Below are 18,469 nucleotides of genomic sequence, written 5' to 3'. Positions count from 1 at the left end.
CATCAACGTTCGTGCCCGCTGAAGTCGCCGCTTTTGAATTGACGAATATAAAGATAGACAGTGTGCTTGGAGATATTAAGGCGCTCGGCAACCTGATTGATGGCGTCTTTAATATCAAAGATGCCTTTTTCGTACAGGCTCAGTACGATTTGGCGATTTTTCGCATTATTGGAAACATTGCGATCCGCATTGACTTCCTCAATAGAGAATTCCAGCGTTTGTGCCACCAGATCGTCAACGGATGATGCGAAGTTAACAGAAGACGCAGCGTCATGCGTTTCAGGTGGAATAAAGGTTTGCACGATCTGGGAGAAAGGTACATCCAAATTCATGTTGATACACAACAACCCAACCACGCGCTGATCGCGATTACGGATCGCAATCGTCACTGACTTCATCAACACCCCGCTTTTTGCGCGGGTAAAATAGGCCTTCGACACGCTGCTATCTTCGCCTGCCATATCATGCAGCATGCGCAATGCAAGATCCGTAATCGGCGAGCCAATCTTCCTGCCGGTATGTTCTCCATTCGCAATACGCACGGCGGAACATTTAAGATCCTCAAGCGAATGCAATACAATCTCACAGTGCTCGCCAATCAACATGGCCAAGCCATCAACCACTGCTTCATACGATTTCAGGATCTCATAGTCCGTTTGACTGAACGGCCGTTCATCCAGCAAATCAAGCTCATAAGATTCGCCAGATACAAGCGAATTAGACATGGCAGACACCACCCTCAACGTCATTTATCCCGTAAATAATTCGAGTTGCGTGACAAAACGTTAGCGTTTTGAACAACGCTCTGCGTTGGTCCTTTAGGACAAGGCCCATTTATGAGCCTTGTAACGCGGCAACCGCGCAAATCCTCAGGAGCTTACATCAGTAAGTGACTGGGGTCAGTGAGGACGGCCAACGCACAAGCAGCTTGAAGTATGACGGATATATTTATTTTGTATTGACAGGGGACATAGTCTAGCAAATGTCCACTCTCGCGTCCCTGAATTTCACGGGCTACCTCTTAAGGTTGTATTAATTTAATCCCGCTAGAGTCTGCGTCTTCTTTCCTCTCCATAATGGAAATCACGAGAGACGTGTATGAAAAACCTAATACCAATGGGCAGACCACACCTAAACAGCATCACGTTTGTGCTGATATTTTCTGCCTTTATTACTCTGGTCCAGAACATCGCCTACTACCGTCAAACGCTGCAACTGCTGGATATGGCAGACTGGATCAATATCCCTTTCTTCCTCAGCATGCCGGTAGTGATTTTCGCCGTGCTGAATATCATTTTCACGCTTCTGGCAGCGCCTTATCTGCGTAAGGCCGTCATTGTTTTCTTCCTGCTGTCCGGCGCTGCAGTGCAATACTTTATGTTGAACTACGGCATTATCATTGACCGCACCATGATCCAAAATATCGTTGAGACGACGGCCAGCGAGTCCTTTTCGCTTCTTACACCGCAGTTGATCGTCTGGGTATTTTTCACTGGCGTCATTCCCGCAGCGGCGGCCATCTGGATAAAAATAAAACCCGCCAAGCCAACAACGCTCTATATTGGACTGCGCTTTCTCAGCGTCATTATCTCGTTATTCGCTATTTTATCTGTCGCAGCATTCTTTTATAAAGATTACGCCTCGTTCATGCGTAATAACAAAGAGTTGGTAAAAGCGATTACGCCCAGCAATATTGTGGCAGCCAGTTTGTCCTACCATAAGCATAGTGCGCTGGCTAATTTGCCTCTGGTGCAAATTGGTCTGGATGCCCGCAAAGTGCCGCCGTCATCTCCTACGGCAAAAAAGAATCTGGTTATTCTGGTGGTCGGCGAGACCTCTCGGGCACAAAACTTTTCGCTAGGAGGCTATGAGAAGGAAACCAACCCGCTGCTGGCGAAAGACAATGTGGTTTACTTTGAGAACACGTCATCGTGCGGCACATCAACAGGTGTTTCCGTTCCGTGCATGTTTTCCAACATGCCGCGACAAAACTTTGATGGTGGCTTAGCCAGCCATCAGGAAGGGTTGCTCGATATCTTACAACGGGCAAAAGTTAACGTGCTTTGGCAGGAAAATGACGGTGGCTGCAAAGATGCCTGTACGCGTGTGCCAACAGTTGATGTGACATCGCTGAAACTACCAGTGTTATGCACCCGCGGCGAGTGCCACGATGAAGCGTTATTCCACAGTGTAGAAGACTATATTAACAAGCTCGATAACGATGGGATTATTGTATTACATACGATAGGCAGCCACGGCCCGAGCTATTACCAGCGCTATCCTGACGCCTTTAAGAAATTTACCCCAACCTGTGATACCAACCAGATTCAAACCTGTACGCAGGAGGCACTGACCAACACGTATGACAATACCATTCTGTATGTCGATTTTATTCTGGATAAAACGATCAACCTACTGAAGCAGCATCAGGATAAATTTAATACCTCACTAGTTTACCTGTCTGACCACGGCGAATCGTTAGGCGAGAACGGCATCTACCTGCACAGCATGCCCTACTCTATTGCGCCGAAGCAGCAAACGCATGTGCCGATGTTGATGTGGTTATCAGCAGGTTACCAGCAGCAACAGGCGATTCAGGACACCTGCCTGCGCCAGAATGCGAAGCAGGAGGATTACTCGCAAGATAATCTTTTCCATACCATACTGGGGATGTTTAGTATCGCCACGAAAGAATATCAGCCTCAGCTCGATATCCTTCAGCCGTGCAGGGATAAGGCAACATGAAATTATTGATTGTTGAAGACGATAAGCTGTTGCAGGAAGGATTATTCTTGGCACTGAGTCATGAAGGTTATGCCTGCGATTGCGCAGGCACGGCCAAAGAAGCGGACGCGCTCATCAGCAGCGCGCACTATAGTCTGGTGATTCTCGATCTTGGCTTACCGGACGACGACGGCCTCGCCTTGTTATCACGCTGGCGTAAAAATAATTACCAGCATCCCGTACTTATCTTAACGGCGCGGGATAAGGTCAACGATCGCGTCAGCGGGTTGGATGTTGGCGCCGACGATTATCTCGCCAAACCTTTCGCGCTGACGGAATTACAGGCGCGCGTACGCGCGCTGATTCGCCGCAATCAGGGATCGAGCAACAGCAAGATACAGGTCGACAACATTACGCTGGATTTAAACAATCAACAGGTGCTGCTGGACGAAAAGCCAGTGGTACTGACGCCAAAAGAGTTCGCGATACTTTCCCGACTGGTGCTGAAAGCCGGTTCTCAGGTACACCGAGAACTTCTGCATCAGGATATTTATGCCTGGAACGACGACCCGTCCTCCAATTCGCTAGAAGTCCATATCCACAACCTGCGTCAAAAGATAGGCAAAGACCGTATCCGAACCCTGCGAGGCTTTGGCTACCTGCTGACCAAAGGGGAACAACCATGAAGGGCGACACCGACGCCGTCACCAGTATGCGTCGCCGTTTGGTGCTAGCACTGGGCGGCATCCTCCTCGTTTGCCAGATGATCAGCGTATTCTGGCTCTGGCACGAAAGCGAAGAACAGATCGGCCTGCTGGTTGATAAATCTCTGAGCGCCAGTGCCCAGAACATGCAGATTGATCAAGAGATTAATGAAGCAATCGCGTCGCTCAGTATTCCCAGTCTGGTGATGGTCATCCTGACATTGCTCATGTGCTTTCAGGCGGTCAGTTGGATCACACGCCCGCTTTCTCGTCTACAGGAAGAATTGCAGGATCGCACTGCCGAAAATCTAGAACCGCTGCCACAGCAGAGCGACATTAAAGAAATCGCCGCGGTCACCCATACCATCAATCAGCTTTTTCAACGCTTAGACGAAACGCTGCAACGCGACAGGCAATTTACTGCCGATGTCGCCCATGAGTTACGAACTCCACTAGCCGGTATTCGGCTGCATCTTGAATTACACCAGCAACAGCATCAGATTGACTGCAGTGCACTCATCAAACGGATTGATAAGATGGTGAAGACAGTGGAACAGCTCTTACTGCTTGCGCGTGTCGGACAAGAATTTTCGGCAGGCCACCACGAAAATGTCGCATTCCTGGAAGACGTTATTTTTCCCATGCAGGATGAACTAGCGGAGATGCTGCAAAAGCGCCAGCAAAGGCTGAAATGGGTATTACCGCAGGAAGATGTCTCTCTCCACGGTGATGCCACGTTACTCCAATTGCTGTTACGCAATCTGGTAGAAAATGCCTATCGCTATAGCCCAGAAGCAAGTCAGATCACGGTTAGTCTGACTAAACGGCAACACCTTGAACTACAGATCGAAGATGAAGGGCCGGGTATCGATGAAAGTAAGGTTGGTGAATTAAGTAAGGCGTTTGTTCGCATGGATAGTCGCTATGGTGGTATCGGTCTCGGACTGAGCATCGTGACGCGCATTGCTCAGTTGCACGATGGGAAATTTTTCCTCAGTAACCGGCCGCAAGGCTCTGGTGCACTCGCGCAGGTGGTACTAACCACGCCTGAGGAATACCCAGACTCAGCCTGAAGAACAACAACAGAAAACCACGTCAAAATAACATCGCGACGACACATCCCTGTGCACGCGCCTTATACGCCTTATTGATACACAGGATAGCGGCGGCACAGCGCGACAACCTGCTCGCGAACACGATCGCGTATCACCGTTAACGCTTCATTCCCAGCACCTAGCCCATCCAGCACATCACATAACCACCCTGCCAGTTGCTCACACTCTGTCACACCGAAACCGCGCGTCGTCACAGCTGGCGTACCAATACGCAGGCCTGAGGTAACAAAAGGTGAACGTGGGTCGTTAGGCACCGAATTCTTATTTGTCGTGATGTAAGCATCGCTCAGCGCAGCGTCGGCATCCTTACCGGTATACGGCTTAGCAGACAGGTCGATCAGCAGCAAATGGTTGTCGGTGCCGTCGGAGACGATCTTGTAACCACGCAGTTGGATAATGCGCGCCATTGCCCGGGCGTTAGTCACGACCTGACGCTGATAAACCATGAAATCAGGGCGTAACGCTTCCTTGAAGGCTACCGCTTTAGCTGCAATAACGTGCATCAGCGGGCCACCTTGAATACCGGGGAACACGGCGGCGTTGAGCTTTTTGTAAAAATCCTCACTCTGCCCCTTGGCCAAAATAATGCCACCTCGTGGGCCACGCAGGGTCTTATGCGTTGTACTGGTCACAACATGTGCGTGAGGGAGCGGGTTGGGGTATTCACCCGCCGCCACTAAACCAGCAACATGAGCCATATCCACCCAGAAGATAGCCCCCACTCTGTCAGCAATAGTGCGCATACGCGCCCAGTCCTTGTGGCGTGAATAAGCGGAAAATCCTCCTATTAACATTTTTGGCCGGGTTTCCAAGGCAATACGCTCCATTTCGTCGTAGTCGATAAGCCCTGTTTCAGGGTCAAGACCATACGGTACGATCTTGTAGTGGCGACCAGAGAAGTTGGAGGGGTTCCCGTGAGTCAAATGCCCGCCCTGAGCCAGATTCATACCCATCACGGTGTCACCGGGGTTAGTCAAGGCCAGAAATACGGCGGCATTCGCCTGAGCGCCAGCATGGGGCTGGACGTTAGCGTAATCGCAGTCAAACAGCGCTTTGGCCCGCTCAATAGCCAGACGTTCGGCTACGTCAACATACTCACAGCCGCTGTAGTAGCGCTTGCCGGGGTAACCCTCTGCGTATTTGTTGGTGAACACGGAATTCTGGATCGCCATCACCAGCGGGCTGGCATAGTTCTCTGAAGCGATGAGTTCAACGTGGATTTCCTGACGGTGTTCTTCGTGCAAGATGGCATCGGCCAACTCAGGGTCGAAATCGGTAAGAGTTAAAGAGGTGTCATACATGGGCATCATCCTATGCGTTAATCGTTGGTTTTTTTAAAGGGGAGACTTCGGTGGTGGTTTCATCAGGCCAGTAGTAGCTATCCGGCAAAGGGCGTGCACCGAAGATCGCCTGACCGACGCGTACTACGGTGGCACCTTCCTCGATCGCGATTTCAAAATCGCCGGACATCCCCATGGATAATTCATCCAGTCGAATACCGACAGGCACGTTTTGCTGTAACCGATCGCGCAGGTTACGCAGTCGAATAAAACACTGGCGCACGCGTTCTGCCTCGCTGGAGAACAACGCCAGCGTCATGAGCCCACGCACACGTAGCGCAGAGAATGTGGGAAGCGCCTGAATAAAAGCAGGAACGTCTTCAGGAGACAGGCCGTACTTACTCGCCTCACCAGAGGTGTTAACCTGCACGAAGACATCCAGTGAGCGACCTTCAACGTGCAAGCGACGATCCAACGCTTCAGCCAGTCTCAGGCTATCCAAAGCCTGAAATTCGCTAGCGAAGCGTGCCACCAGCTTAGCCTTGTTGGTTTGTAGGTGGCCAATGACTGACCACTGTAAGTCGGCTAAGTCCTGCATGGCTTCCCATTTGCGGTACGCCTCCTGCACCTTGTTCTCACCCAATATCCGGCAGCCTGCTATATGGGCCATACGCAGGCGATTTTCTGGCTTGGTCTTGCTGACTGGCAGCAAGCGCACGGTTGCAGGATCGCGGCCAACGCGGTGACAAGCCGCCGCGATGCGCATCTGTACTGCCGCCAGATTACGTTGAAAATCCTCAACCGTGGCGGCTTCAGGGTAGCGACCGTGACTATCGTGGCGAGTGGGTGTATCGGAAGATATCGGCATCAGCCTAACTCCTGATAAAGAGGATGAATGGATTGTGAAACGTATTTATAGATTTAAAATAGCCGGATGTTCCCCACCATTTTTCTTATAAGAGGCAGACCAATTGTTCAGACACGCCCAGCTCGAATCTGTCAAAGCCTGGATTGGCGATCCCGCGCACGGCGCTTTGCCACTGCATGCTCGTATCCAGCGGGCGATTCGTCAGCTCATCCTCGATGGCATTCTCGATGTGGGAAAACCCTTACCCGCTTCACGCGCGCTGGCTACATCGCTGGAGGTATCACGTGATACGATCGAATCGGCTTACAGCCAGCTGCATGCAGAAGGGTTCATTGAGCGTCGCGTTGGCAGCGGCAGTTTCGTGTCAGAGCGGGCAAAACGTCTGTCAGGACGTGGTAAAGCCAGGAAAACAGGAGATAGCAAAGCAGAGCTGCGTCTCAGTCAACGCGGCAGCGCCATGTTCCAAAATGGCGGTGTACGAGATTTCATCATACCGCGAGCGTTCGCGCCCGGCGTGCCGGAAACACGCAGCTTTCCCCTCCAGACGTGGGAACGACTAGAGCGGCAGGTGCTAAAAGAATATGGCACTAAAGCGCTGTTACACAGCCCGCCGCAGGGTATGGAAACGCTGAGACGAGCCATCGCAGATTATGTCAATCTCGAACGAGGAGCCCGCGCCACGCCAGACCGCGTGTTAGTGTTGACCAGTTCCCAGCAAGCACTCACTCTGTGCGCGAATGTGCTGATGGATGCTGGCGATAGGATCTTCCTTGAAGATCCGGTGTACCACGGCGCACGCAAGGCATTCGAGGCCGCAGGGCTCGCGTGCGTTCCAATACCGTTAGATGCCGATGGTTTGCAGGTCGATCACCTGCTTGAAGCAAGCAGCGGACACAATGCGACCGTTAAAGCCGTATTCCTCACGCCCTCACACCAGTTTCCAACGGGCGCGACGCTGGCGTTGGACCGAAGGCTGGCGGTTATCGAATGGGCTAGGCAGCACCAAAGCTGGATTATTGAAGACGACTACGACAGCGAGTTTCACTACGCGGGCAAACCCACCGCCTGCGTACAGGGACTCGACCCGCACGATCGCACGATCTATATCGGTACCTTCACCAAATCGCTGTTTCCCGGCCTGCGCATCGGCTACATGGTACTGCCACCGCAGTTGGTCGCACCGATGACCGTGGGCCGTACCTTGATGGATGGGCACAGCGCACCGATTCCGCAGCTCACGCTGGCACGCTTTATCGAAGGCGGCCACTTCGGTGCCCATGTACGCACGATGCGCACCATTTACGCGAAACGCCGCGATGTGCTGGCACAACTGGTTCGCCAGCATCTGGCTGATTTCGTAGAGCCACGGGTGCCGACCGGAGGCATGCAGATGCCCTGTATCTTCATCCGCGACATCCCTGAACACGATGCGGTGGAATCCGCACGCCGGGCCGGTATCGATCTACTCGGGCTAACAGCGCTGTATGCGTCGGGCCAGCATAAAGCAGGTTTCCTCATGGGATTTGCTGCCCACGCTCCGCATGAACTGGAAATTGCCGTCAAGACGTTGGCGAAGGTGCTACGTGCGCTGTGCCGCTAATAGGTGGTAAGCGGTGGATGATAGGTATGAGCCGTACAGTCAGTGGGAAAATATCGGTCAGACTGAAGCTAAGCGTCATCGAAAGATGAGTAGCTGGAAAAGGGATTCGGTGGCAGGGACGTGATTGTGAAACACAAAAAAAACCGCAGGCCAAGCCTGCGGTCATATCGCCATAACAGCGATGCTTATTTAGCGGTTTTCTCTGCGGCAGCTGGTTTTTCAGCTTTCGCATCATCGGCTGCTTTCAGGTCAGCTTCAGATTTAATGTCCAACAGTTCAACGTCAAACACCAGCGTAGAGTTAGCCGGAATGCCAGGCACACCGGTTTCACCATAGGCCAGCGCTGGTGGGATAGCCAGCTTGATTTTGCCGCCTTTCTTAACGTGCTTCAGACCTTCAGTCCAACCTGGGATCACACCGTCCAGACGGAAAGAAAGCGGCTCACCACGTTTGTAGGAGTTGTCGAACTCGCTACCGTCAACCAGCGTACCTTTGTAGTTAACAACTACGGTATCGCTGTCTTTCGGCGCACTGCCGCTACCTTCTTTCTCAACCTGATACAGAAGGCCAGATTCAGTTTTCTTCACGCCTTTTTCTTTGGCGAAGGACTCAAGATACTTGGTGCCTTTATCAGCGTTATCTTTCGCATCTTGCTTCATCTTGGCTTCAGCAGCAGCTTTTACTTTACCTTCAAAGCCTTGCAGCGTTTTTTCGATTTCTTCGTCAGTCAGCTTGCTCTTATCAGCAAAGGCATCCTGAACGCCAGCAATCAGCTGATCCTTATCCAGTTTGATACCTAATTTTTCTTGCTCTTTCAGAGAGTTATCCATATAACGCCCTAAAGATGCACCTAACGCATAAGCCGCTGCCTGCTCATCGTTCTTGAATTTGGCTGCCGCAGTGCTCTCAGACGCCTGTGCTTTGTCTGCCGCCAGAGCCTGGCCCGCGTTCAGAGCCAGAGCCATCGTTGTTGCTAACAGCGTTACTTTAAACAGTGATTTCATCCATTTCTCCAGCATCTGGAGCGACACGCTCCAGCCATCATTAAAATAAATTCGCGCCTACTATAACTGTGCGGACGAAGACAACACAACGACGCACTCGACAATCCTTTGATAAAAAACGTCAGGAAGCTTTTCCGACACCATTTGTATCGTCCTAAGGCCATCTGGCAACGATATGCCCCATTCCGGATACGTCATTGCGCCCTACTGCGACCGTTTTTACTACCAGAAGTTTCCGCTTTCTGACAAACTCGCGGGTAACAAGAAGTAAGGGGAATACCGATGTCACCATCAGCACTCGAAGAACGGCTTGAACAATTGGAAAGCCGACAGGCTTTCCAGGAATTAACCATAGAAGACCTTAACCAAACGGTGATTCAACACGAGCGGGAAATTAGCCGCTTGCGTGAGCACGTCCGTCTACTCACCGACAGACTGCGCAATCAGCAAACGTCGCTTGTTGCTTCCCAGTCGGAAGAAACGCCACCTCCGCATTATTGAGGCCCGAGCCACGTGGTATCTGCGCTTACTATATCGGTGCTTACTCTATCGGTGCTTACTACAGGCCAGATATAAAAAAACCTCAGGTGATATTCATCAACCTGAGGTTTTTTTATGCACTACAACTAATTAGTGTAATTAGTGGCAGCCACATCCACCGTTGCCGCCGCAGCCGCCTTTACCATGTTGGTGATCATGGTCATGATCGTGGTCATGGCCGTGACCGCCACAGCAGCCGTCGCCGTGTTCATGATCGTGTTCGCCATGAACGTGACCGTGAGCCAATTCTTCTTCCGTCGCTTCGCGAATGGCAATCACTTCAACGTGGAAGCTCAGATTCTGGCCTGCCAGCATGTGGTTGCCGTCGACAACAACGTGCTCATCTTCAACTTCGGTAATTTCAACTGGAACTGGACCCTGATCGGTCTCAGCCAGGAAACGCATGCCAACCTGCAGCTCGTCAACGCCCATAAAGACATCTTTCGGTACGCGCTGAACCAGATTCTCATCATAGTTGCCGTAAGCGTCGCTGGAACCAATGTTCACATCAAACGTTTCGCCAGCTTCACGGCCTTCCAACGCAGTTTCCAGACCTGAAATCAGGGAACCGTGACCATGCAGATAGTCCAACGGCGCGCTCACCGGAGACTCATCAACCAACACACCGTCTTCTGTACGTACCTGATAGGCCAGGCTGACCACCAGATCTTTTGCTACTTTCATGATATCTCCTACCGTTGGAAATCAAACTGGCGCAAATTGTAGCTGAAAAATGTCCCTATGTACCGTCTGGAATCAAAAAACGTCAACGGTTGGTGACAATGCCACCATGACATTCTTCCATCACTCTGGCCGGAAGATCCCGATAATATCGCTAGCCTGCGGGGCGGGTGCCGTCGTGGGTTCATCTGCCCGACTCTGGCGATATCCGCACTTTACGCACACCACCACCTCAGCCTCATCCTCTCGTCCAACCGCTAGCGTGTCCTGAGCCTGACACGTCGGGCACACCGCCCCGGCAATAAAACGTTTACGCATGCTCGCTCCCACTCCTCTCCGTTCCAGCACCTATAACCTATTCAGATAGGCGTTATTGATTCTTACTCGTCGTCCTCATCCCACACACTTGGCCGACGACGCTCACGCTGCATTTCCCGCTGGAAAATATCTTCCAGCTCACGGCGCGCCTCTTTCACACGAGAAATCTGTGCGACATCTCCCGTCAGTTGCGGTACCAGCTCACGCAGCATACGCATATCAAGGCGGCGAAAATGCTGCTGTGCGCGCATCGCCTGATGGGGATGCATGCCTAACGTTACCAATGTTTTCCGCCCCAATTCCAGGGCGCTGGAAAAGGTTTCACGCGAGAAATGCCTTACGCCAGTTTGCAGCAATTCATGGGCTTCAACACGCCCACGCGCCCGTGCCAAAATCTCCAAATTCGGAAAATGTTGCTGGCACAGATGTACAATTTCCATCGTATCTTCCGGCGTATTACAGGTAATCACAATCGAGCGTGCTTTATCCGCCCCCGCCGAACGCAGCAGTTCCAATTCCGTGGCATCACCATAATAAACTTTATAACCATAGCTACGCATCAGGCTGACGGCGCTGATATCGCGCTCTAAAACCGTAATCCGCATTTTGTTCGCCATGAGCAAACGGCTGATCACCTGTCCAAAACGTCCGAAGCCCACCACAATGACCTGCGGCTCGTCATCTTCGACATACGGTTTCTCATCCGGCACATCCTGCACGTTATAACGACGCGCCAGAATGCGGTCTATCACCTGCATCAGTAGAGGCGTCGTCATCATCGATAGCGTCACCGTCACCAGCAGCAGCGGCAGTTGCTCACCTTTCAATACGTTGAATGAAGCCGCAGCGGAAAACAGAACGAAAGCGAACTCGCCGCCCTGACTCAGCACGCCAGCAAACTGCAAGCGTTCGGAACGGCGCATTCGGTTAATCCGCGCAAGGAGATAAAGTACAGCTGCTTTCACCGCTACCAGCACCAATACCGCAATCATAATCTTCACGATGTGGGTGTAGAGGATCCCGAGATTTAGCGCCATTCCTACAGAAATAAAGAACAGCCCAAGCAACAACCCTTTGAACGGCTCAATCGCAATTTCCAGTTCATGCCGATACTCACTTTCCGCCAATAGAATACCGGCGATAAAGGTGCCTAACGCCATAGAAAGACCTAATGCTTCCATAAACAGCGCAGAACCTAGCACCAGCAACAACGCAGCGGCAGTGAATACTTCGCGCACGCCGGATGCCGCAATAAAACGGAACAGCGGACGTACCAGATAGCGCCCACCGATTAGCATGCCGAGAAACGCAGCAACCTTCAGTCCAATCCGTTCCCAATCGCCGAAGTCACCCTGCACCCCAGCGAGAATAGGAATCAACGCCAACGCGGGAATCACCGCAAGATCTTGAAAAAGCAGCACAGAAAAGCCAAGCTGTCCCGATTCATTGCGGTTCATGCCTTTTTCGCGCATCAGTTGCAGCGCCATGGCCGTTGACGACATCGCCAGCCCCACACCACCAATCAGCGCAGACTGCCACGAGAAATCAGTCAGATATAAGGCTCCGCCTAAAATCAACGCGCTGAGGCCAACCTGAGCCACCCCAACGCCGAAGATTGAACGACGTAGCGTCCACAGCTTTCCCGGATTCAATTCCAGACCGATGATGAACATCAGGAAAACCACACCCAGCTCAGAGAAGTGCAGGATAGCTTCCACGTCACGGATAAAGCCGAGCCCCCAAGGGCCAATGGCGATCCCGGCGATCAAATAGCCCAATACGGCGCCAATCCCTAATCGGGCAGCGATCGGTACGGCTACTACCGCCACAAACAAAAACAAGACTCCGGCAGTCAGTAGCGCAGAACTCTCCATATTAGCGTTCCTCTTCAGATAAAGGTGAGGATAGCCATTCACCGTAAGCTCTGGCTTGACTCGATAACACATCGGGCTGTAAACGACGTGCCCAGTAAACAATCATGGGGCGCATCCAGTGCATACGGCACATGGCGGCCGTCAGCTCAAACGGGCGTAGCAAATCTTCCATCGGGTAGCGATTATTGCCATCCGCATGGTAGGCATCTTCCGGTTCGCCGGTCGTAATCACCGAACGCCAGTATTTGCCCGCCAATGCATTGCCGCCAATCCCATTGGCAAAACCACGGGATAACACCCTATCGAGCCACTCTTTCAGTAAAGCCGGACAGCTATAGGTGTAAAACGGGTGTTGGAAAACAATGATCTGATGCTCGCGCAGCAACTGTTGTTCGTGATGAATATCGATAAAAAAATCAGGATAGTGTGCATAAAGATCGTGCACGGTTACATTTGCCAACTGCTGCGCCGGTTGCAATAAGACGCGGTTTGCGACCGAGTCCTGTGGTTCCGGATGGGCATACAGCAGCAAAATCTTCGGTGGCTGCGACATCATTCCCCTCCAAAGCGTCGTCATGATAATCGTTTTCCGTTACCATGCAGCGCAACGACTAAAAACAGGACACCCCGTGTCCTGATATGTCCATAATTTAACATACTCTGAACATACGGCGCTTTATGATTGTTTTCTCTTCGCTGCAAATTCGACGTGGTGTACGCGTTCTGATCGACAACGCGACAGCAACGGTTAATCCTGGCCAGAAAGTCGGTCTGGTTGGCAAAAATGGCTGTGGTAAATCTACGCTGCTGTCATTACTCAAAGGTGAAATCACCGCCGACGGTGGTAGCGCGACATTCCCACAAAACTGGTCACTGGCCTGGGTCAATCAGGAAACCCCAGCATTGGACAAACCGGCGCTGGACTACGTCATTGACGGTGACCGCGAGTTTCGTCAACTGGAAGCCGCGTTACAGACCGCCAACGAAGAGAACGACGGCAACGCTATTGCCACCCTGCACGGCAAACTGGATGCCATTCAGGCTTGGACGATACAAGCCAGAGCGTCGAGCCTGCTCAGCGGATTAGGGTTTTCTCAGCCACAGTTGCAACAGCCTGTCAGCGCCTTTTCCGGCGGCTGGCGGATGCGTCTGAATCTGGCACAGGCGCTGATTTGCCGTTCAGACTTGCTGCTGCTGGATGAACCGACCAACCACCTCGATCTGGATGCGGTAATCTGGCTGGAGAAATGGCTGAAAAACTACGCTGGTACTCTGGTTCTGATCTCGCACGACCGTGACTTCCTCGATCCGGTAGTGACCAAGATTCTGCACATCGAGCAACAGTCGCTCAACGAGTACACCGGCAACTATTCCTCGTTTGAACGCCAGCGCGCTACCCGTCTCGCACAGCAGCAATCGCTTTATGAGCACCAACAGGAACGTGTCGCGCATCTACAACACTACATTGATCGGTTCCGTGCGCAAGCGACCAAAGCCAAGCAGGCCCAAAGCCGAATAAAAATGCTGGAACGCATGGAGATGATTGCGCCGGCGCATGTCGATAACCCTTTCCGCTTCAGCTTTCGCGCCCCGGAGTCGTTGCCCAATCCTCTCATGAAGATGGAAAAGGTCAGCGCAGGCTACAACGACACGCTGATTCTCGAATCCATCAAACTCAATTTAGTGCCAGGCTCCCGCATCGGGCTGCTTGGCCATAACGGCGCGGGTAAATCAACGCTGATCAAGCTGCTTGCTGGCACGCTTGCCCCGCTGAAAGGGGAAATTGGGCTCGCGAAAGGCGTTAAGCTCGGTTATTTCGCCCAGCATCAGCTAGAGTTCCTGCGTGCAGACGAGTCACCCTTGCAACACCTGGTGCGTCTGGCAGAACGAGAAACAGAGCAGCAACTGCGCGACTACCTCGGCGGCTTCGGTTTTCAGGGCGACAAAGTCACCGAGATCACCGAGCGCTTCTCCGGCGGCGAAAAAGCCCGTCTGGTGCTGGCGCTGATCGTCTGGCAGCGTCCGAATCTCCTACTACTCGACGAACCGACCAACCACCTCGATCTCGATATGCGTCAGGCGTTGACCGAAGCGTTAATCGATTTTGAAGGCGCGCTGGTTGTCGTCTCGCACGATCGACACCTGATCCGTTCCACCACCGACGATCTCTATCTGGTACACGACCAAAAAGTCGAACCGTTCGATGGCGACTTGGAAGACTACCAACAGTGGCTGGTCGGCCTTCAACGTCAGGAAAATGCGGCCGATGAAACGCCAAAAGAAAATGCCGCCAATAGCGCGCAGGGTAGAAAAGATCAGAAACGTCGCGAAGCCGAGTTGAGAACGCAAACGCAGCCGCTGCGTAAGCAGATCACCAAGCTTGAACAGCAGATGGAAAAACTGGGAGAAACGCTCGCAGCACTGGAAGCTCGGCTGGCGGACAGTGCCATCTATGATATCAGCCGCAAAGCCGAACTCACCGACTGCCTGCAACAGCAAACCAAAGTTAAAATCGAGCTGGAAGAAACAGAGCTGTCCTGGCTAGACGCGCAGGAACAGCTAGAGCAGATGATGCAAAGCGAGTAAGTGGTATTTCCCTACGAGCGGGTAGCCCCCGCTCGCTTTCCCACGTTTTTCTTTCCTTCTCACGACATTATCTTAAAAAGTGATGATAAAGCGCATTGAGCGCAATATTCCCCCAAGGTAATATTTAGTGATTAATCTACTGATTTCTACACACTTACCTATTCACTGACATTGAAGGCCGCAAGGCATAAAACGGCCGGACAATAAGGCAAGGACAATATTTATGATGGAAAATACGCCGTCTGTTTCTACTGATTCGCTCTCTGCTACGCTCACAGCTTCCGGCAACAACGCCGTCACCACGACAGCAAGCGATGCGTTATCTGAATTAAACATGTCGCAACTTAGCGAGCAGGAAAAAAGCGAAGTCTCGGTACTGGTCAATAAAATTGATATTACTGACCCTATGCTTTCCATCTCTTATGCAGCAAACACGATGGGTAATATTTCGCGCTTTTCAGAATCCTTAATGCAAGAAGTCAGAGCGAAGGATGCAGGCGTGATTGGTGAACAGTTGACAGACCTTCTGATGAAAGTAAAGTCGGTTGACCTCACCGTTTTTGACACTAAGCAAAGCTTCCTCGCCTCATTCCCATTGATAGGGAAATTGTTCAGCACCATCCAACGTACGCTGCTGGAGTATCAAACGCTGGCGCAGCAGGTTGATACCGTTTCTAAAAAACTCGAAAGCGCCATGATGGAGCTATTGCGCAATATCTCCACGCTGGAACAGCTTTTCATACGCAACCGCGAGTATTTTCAACAAATCACGCTGCATATCATTGCCGGTAAACAGAAATTGGCAGCCATTCAGTCTGGCGATCTGACCGCCGCACAGGAAAAAGCACAGCGTACCAACGACCCGATGGATATGCAGTACGTGCGTGATTTAGTGAGCAACATACAGCGCTTTGAAAGACGACTACACGACCTGATGATGTCACGCACCATCGCGATCCAAACCGCGCCTCAAATTCGTTTGATGCAAAGTAATAGCCAGTCGCTCGCCGAGAAAATTCAGAGCAGCATTCTCTCTACGATCCCGTTGTGGAAGAGCCAGATCGTGATGGCGATAACGCTGCATTCACAGCGCAAATCGGCAAAACTGCAAAAAGAAGTCTCTGATACCACCAATGCCATGCTGAGGAGAAATGCAGAAATGCTCCAGCTCGGTACCGTTGAAACCGCGCGGGAAGTCGAACGCTCGATTGTGGACATCGAAACCTTACGCGAAGTGCAAAGCCGCCTTCTGAACACCATCGAAGAAACCGTCACGATTGCCAATGACGCCAGAGTACGTCGCACTGATGTAGAGAAAGAACTGGGCACGATGGAAACAGAGCTAAGAACGCGTCTGGCCGAGATTGCAGCGAACCAACAACACGCGATGCAGCAACGTTCTGCATAAATAATTTCGTTTTGATAAGTGGTCTTTATTGAATATGCAAAACGCATCTTCCCCTCCAGATGAGGGATGGCAAAAGAAACTAGGTCGTTTGTGCCTGACGCTGCTTAAGCTCTGGGGATTAGTCTGCGCTGCTTTTATCGTCTCTACGCTCATCACTATAGTGTTTCTAGGTGAATTATATCCAGACCTCATGGCGGATAAAAACGTTCAAACCTGTGTTTTCATTGTGAATGCTTTCAGCTTAATTCTGCTGTGGTACGCCTTTACACGGTCTCAGGTTGATATGATTTGGCCACTTGTGGCTGGCGTAATTTGGTTCATTGCGCATGATGCCCTATTCGTTCTGGGATGGATTGCCGTAGCGTGGTGGATAATCAAAGCATGCTCCGAGATTTCCCACCCTCGTCTCGGCACCGTTATCCAGTTTCTTTTAGTTTTCATCATCATCATGGGCTACACCGATGCACATCAGTTTGGTGAACACCCTTTCTATAATACGGCCTTCGCCACGTGCATTGTGCTAGGTACGATGAGCCATTACCAAGGGAAAACGGCTTTCAAAATAAGGAAAGACCAACCCAAAACGCTCATTCCGGCACCAGCACCTATGTCGCCTCAACCTTCACCGGTCGTTATTACACCACCCGTTCAGGAAGCCGTTACATTTGAGAGCCGTATAGTACGGTTGCAAAACCTACAGAAGCTCCCCAGCGAGCTTCTCGACGAACTGAAAACGATCGTTGAGTATGCGCAGCTTATTGTCACGTGTATGAAGGAAGATCCCAAGGATGTTGAGCCGGGAACAGCGTTTCTTAATCGCTACCTTCCTGCCGTAGAAAAAGTGGCCGGTGAATTTGTCAGACTTTCCAACCAATTAGAGAAACATGGCAAATCAGACGATTTTCTGCTGAAGAATGTTACCGCACTGAAAGCGCTGGGCTCCGCCTTTCAACAACAACACGCACGACTGCTGGAGAACGATACGCTGGATTTTGATGCCGAACTCAACCTTGTTGATAATCTATTAAAAACAGACGGTTATAAGTAATTCCTACTGATAGTATGCAGCCGACAGTGTGCTTCCTCAGTCGCGAGCGAAAAACCGCTCGCGACGTTATCAAACCAGCATCAATGCCAGATCAGCATTAATGCCAAATCAACAGCACGCAAGCGGCGGTCAGCAGCCCCATTGATACGTTGAAGATAATCCACGCTTTCTTACTGCGCAGCAGTCGCCCAATCATCGTGCCAAATCCAAGCCAGATGACACCGGACACCAGATTGACCAGCACAATGCCGATGCTTATCGCGATCACAGAATGGTTATAGCCTTCACCAGCCAGACTAAAGCTGGCAACCGCGCCCAGCGCCATAAGCCACGCTTTCGGGTTCAGGAATTGCAGCAACCACCCTTGATAAAGCCGTATCGGCTGGGGCGGCGCAACGGACGTTTCCAGCCGTTCGTAAGCCGCCGTGGCGATTTTCCACGCCAGCCAGAGCAGATAGGCACTACCGAGGACTTTCAGGATAAAGTGCAGCGAAGGATAAATCAGAATCAAACCACCGACGCCGAATGCTACTAGTAGTAAAATGCTCTGCATGCCCAACATGATGCCGACCATCAACCACAGTGAACGCATAAAGCCAAAATTCGCGCCCGAGGTGGTCAACAGCATATTATTCGGCCCCGGTGTGATAGCCGCTACCCACAAAAAACCCAACATCGAAAGAAATAAACTCAGTTCCATTATTTGTGGGCGCTCCTGA

Annotated in this window: 17 protein-coding genes; 8 read left to right on the top strand and 9 right to left on the bottom strand. The window is 51.6% G+C overall.

What is annotated here, in order from left to right:
- Nucleotides 1-2: 2 nt before the first annotated feature.
- The gene (locus tag DUT67_RS02230; protein ID WP_011095518.1) at nt 3-725 is read right to left on the bottom strand and encodes a transcriptional regulator; all 723 of its coding nucleotides are present in this window, start codon (nt 723-725) and stop codon (nt 3-5) included.
- Nucleotides 726-1,098: 373 nt separating this feature from the next.
- On the opposite strand from DUT67_RS02230, the gene eptA reads away from it, so the two are divergent.
- From eptA to pmrB, 3 genes are read left to right on the top strand one after another with little or no spacing between them, the layout of a single operon-like run.
- Entirely contained in the window at nt 1,099-2,745 is a 1,647-nt protein-coding gene (eptA, locus tag DUT67_RS02225; protein WP_113633038.1) for a phosphoethanolamine transferase EptA, read from the top strand.
- A complete protein-coding gene (gene pmrA / locus DUT67_RS02220) occupies nt 2,742-3,410 on the top strand; it encodes a two-component system response regulator PmrA (RefSeq protein WP_113628040.1) in 669 nt (222 codons plus the stop codon). The genes eptA and pmrA overlap by 4 nt, the downstream gene beginning before the upstream one ends.
- Nucleotides 3,407-4,501 carry a two-component system sensor histidine kinase PmrB gene (pmrB, locus tag DUT67_RS02215; protein WP_113633037.1) on the top strand — a complete coding sequence of 365 codons (1,095 nt, stop codon included), beginning with the start codon at nt 3,407-3,409 and terminating at the stop codon, nt 4,499-4,501. Before pmrA ends, pmrB begins: the two co-directional genes overlap by 4 nt.
- 71 nt (nt 4,502-4,572) lie before the next feature.
- Here pmrB and glyA read toward each other — a convergent pair whose 3' ends face one another.
- Both glyA and DUT67_RS02205 read right to left on the bottom strand, forming a co-directional pair.
- Nucleotides 4,573-5,844 carry a serine hydroxymethyltransferase gene (gene glyA / locus DUT67_RS02210; RefSeq protein ID WP_113633036.1) on the bottom strand — a complete coding sequence of 424 codons (1,272 nt, stop codon included), beginning with the start codon at nt 5,842-5,844 and terminating at the stop codon, nt 4,573-4,575.
- 10 nt (nt 5,845-5,854) lie between these two features.
- Nucleotides 5,855-6,691 carry a YggS family pyridoxal phosphate-dependent enzyme gene (locus DUT67_RS02205; protein WP_113633035.1) on the bottom strand — a complete coding sequence of 279 codons (837 nt, stop codon included), beginning with the start codon at nt 6,689-6,691 and terminating at the stop codon, nt 5,855-5,857.
- Between the two features lie 103 nt (nt 6,692-6,794).
- On the opposite strand from DUT67_RS02205, the gene DUT67_RS02200 reads away from it, so the two are divergent.
- Nucleotides 6,795-8,291 carry a PLP-dependent aminotransferase family protein gene (locus tag DUT67_RS02200; RefSeq protein ID WP_113633034.1) on the top strand — a complete coding sequence of 499 codons (1,497 nt, stop codon included), beginning with the start codon at nt 6,795-6,797 and terminating at the stop codon, nt 8,289-8,291.
- A 185-nt stretch (nt 8,292-8,476) separates the two neighbouring features.
- Here the strand turns inward: DUT67_RS02200 and fkpA are convergent, their stop codons facing one another.
- Entirely contained in the window at nt 8,477-9,295 is an 819-nt protein-coding gene (gene fkpA / locus DUT67_RS02195; RefSeq protein WP_048262693.1) for an FKBP-type peptidyl-prolyl cis-trans isomerase, read from the bottom strand.
- Nucleotides 9,296-9,577: 282 nt separating this feature from the next.
- Here fkpA and DUT67_RS02190 point away from each other — a divergent pair, with 282 nt between their 5' ends.
- Nucleotides 9,578-9,796: a protein SlyX gene (locus DUT67_RS02190; protein WP_048262695.1), complete on the top strand. Its 219-nt coding sequence runs from the start codon at nt 9,578-9,580 to the stop codon at nt 9,794-9,796.
- Nucleotides 9,797-9,934: 138 nt separating this feature from the next.
- On the opposite strand, the gene slyD is transcribed toward DUT67_RS02190, so the two are convergent.
- From slyD to kefG, 4 genes are all read right to left on the bottom strand, one after another.
- A complete protein-coding gene (slyD, locus tag DUT67_RS02185; protein WP_048262697.1) occupies nt 9,935-10,519 on the bottom strand; it encodes a peptidylprolyl isomerase in 585 nt (194 codons plus the stop codon).
- 120 nt (nt 10,520-10,639) lie between these two features.
- Complete coding sequence (locus tag DUT67_RS02180) at nt 10,640-10,834, bottom strand: YheV family putative zinc ribbon protein (RefSeq protein WP_048262698.1); 195 nt, start codon at nt 10,832-10,834, stop codon at nt 10,640-10,642.
- 62 nt (nt 10,835-10,896) lie between these two features.
- Complete coding sequence (gene kefB / locus DUT67_RS02175; protein ID WP_113633033.1) at nt 10,897-12,708, bottom strand: glutathione-regulated potassium-efflux system protein KefB; 1,812 nt, start codon at nt 12,706-12,708, stop codon at nt 10,897-10,899.
- Between the two features lies 1 nt (nt 12,709).
- Nucleotides 12,710-13,261, bottom strand: a complete 552-nt coding sequence (gene kefG, locus DUT67_RS02170; RefSeq protein ID WP_015731339.1) for a glutathione-regulated potassium-efflux system ancillary protein KefG — start codon at nt 13,259-13,261, stop codon at nt 12,710-12,712.
- 125 nt (nt 13,262-13,386) lie between these two features.
- Here kefG and DUT67_RS02165 point away from each other — a divergent pair, with 125 nt between their 5' ends.
- The 3 genes from DUT67_RS02165 (at nt 13,387) to DUT67_RS02155 (ending at nt 17,750) form a co-directional block, all read left to right on the top strand.
- Complete coding sequence (locus DUT67_RS02165; protein WP_048262702.1) at nt 13,387-15,294, top strand: ABC transporter ATP-binding protein; 1,908 nt, start codon at nt 13,387-13,389, stop codon at nt 15,292-15,294.
- A 334-nt stretch (nt 15,295-15,628) separates the two neighbouring features.
- The gene (locus tag DUT67_RS02160) at nt 15,629-16,702 is read left to right on the top strand and encodes a toxic anion resistance protein (protein WP_048262985.1); all 1,074 of its coding nucleotides are present in this window, start codon (nt 15,629-15,631) and stop codon (nt 16,700-16,702) included.
- A gap of 34 nt (nt 16,703-16,736) precedes the next feature.
- The gene (locus tag DUT67_RS02155; protein WP_080965266.1) at nt 16,737-17,750 is read left to right on the top strand and encodes a 5-bromo-4-chloroindolyl phosphate hydrolysis family protein; all 1,014 of its coding nucleotides are present in this window, start codon (nt 16,737-16,739) and stop codon (nt 17,748-17,750) included.
- Between the two features lie 97 nt (nt 17,751-17,847).
- On the opposite strand, the gene DUT67_RS02150 is transcribed toward DUT67_RS02155, so the two are convergent.
- Nucleotides 17,848-18,450 (bottom strand): LysE family translocator, encoded by a 603-nt coding sequence (locus tag DUT67_RS02150; RefSeq protein ID WP_005969536.1) that lies wholly within the window; start codon nt 18,448-18,450, stop codon nt 17,848-17,850.
- Nucleotides 18,451-18,469: the final 19 nt, after the last annotated feature.

The organism is Pectobacterium peruviense, assembly GCF_003312355.2.
Taxonomy (GTDB): domain Bacteria; phylum Pseudomonadota; class Gammaproteobacteria; order Enterobacterales; family Enterobacteriaceae; genus Pectobacterium; species Pectobacterium peruviense.
This window is presented reverse-complemented; position numbering and strand designations above follow the sequence as displayed.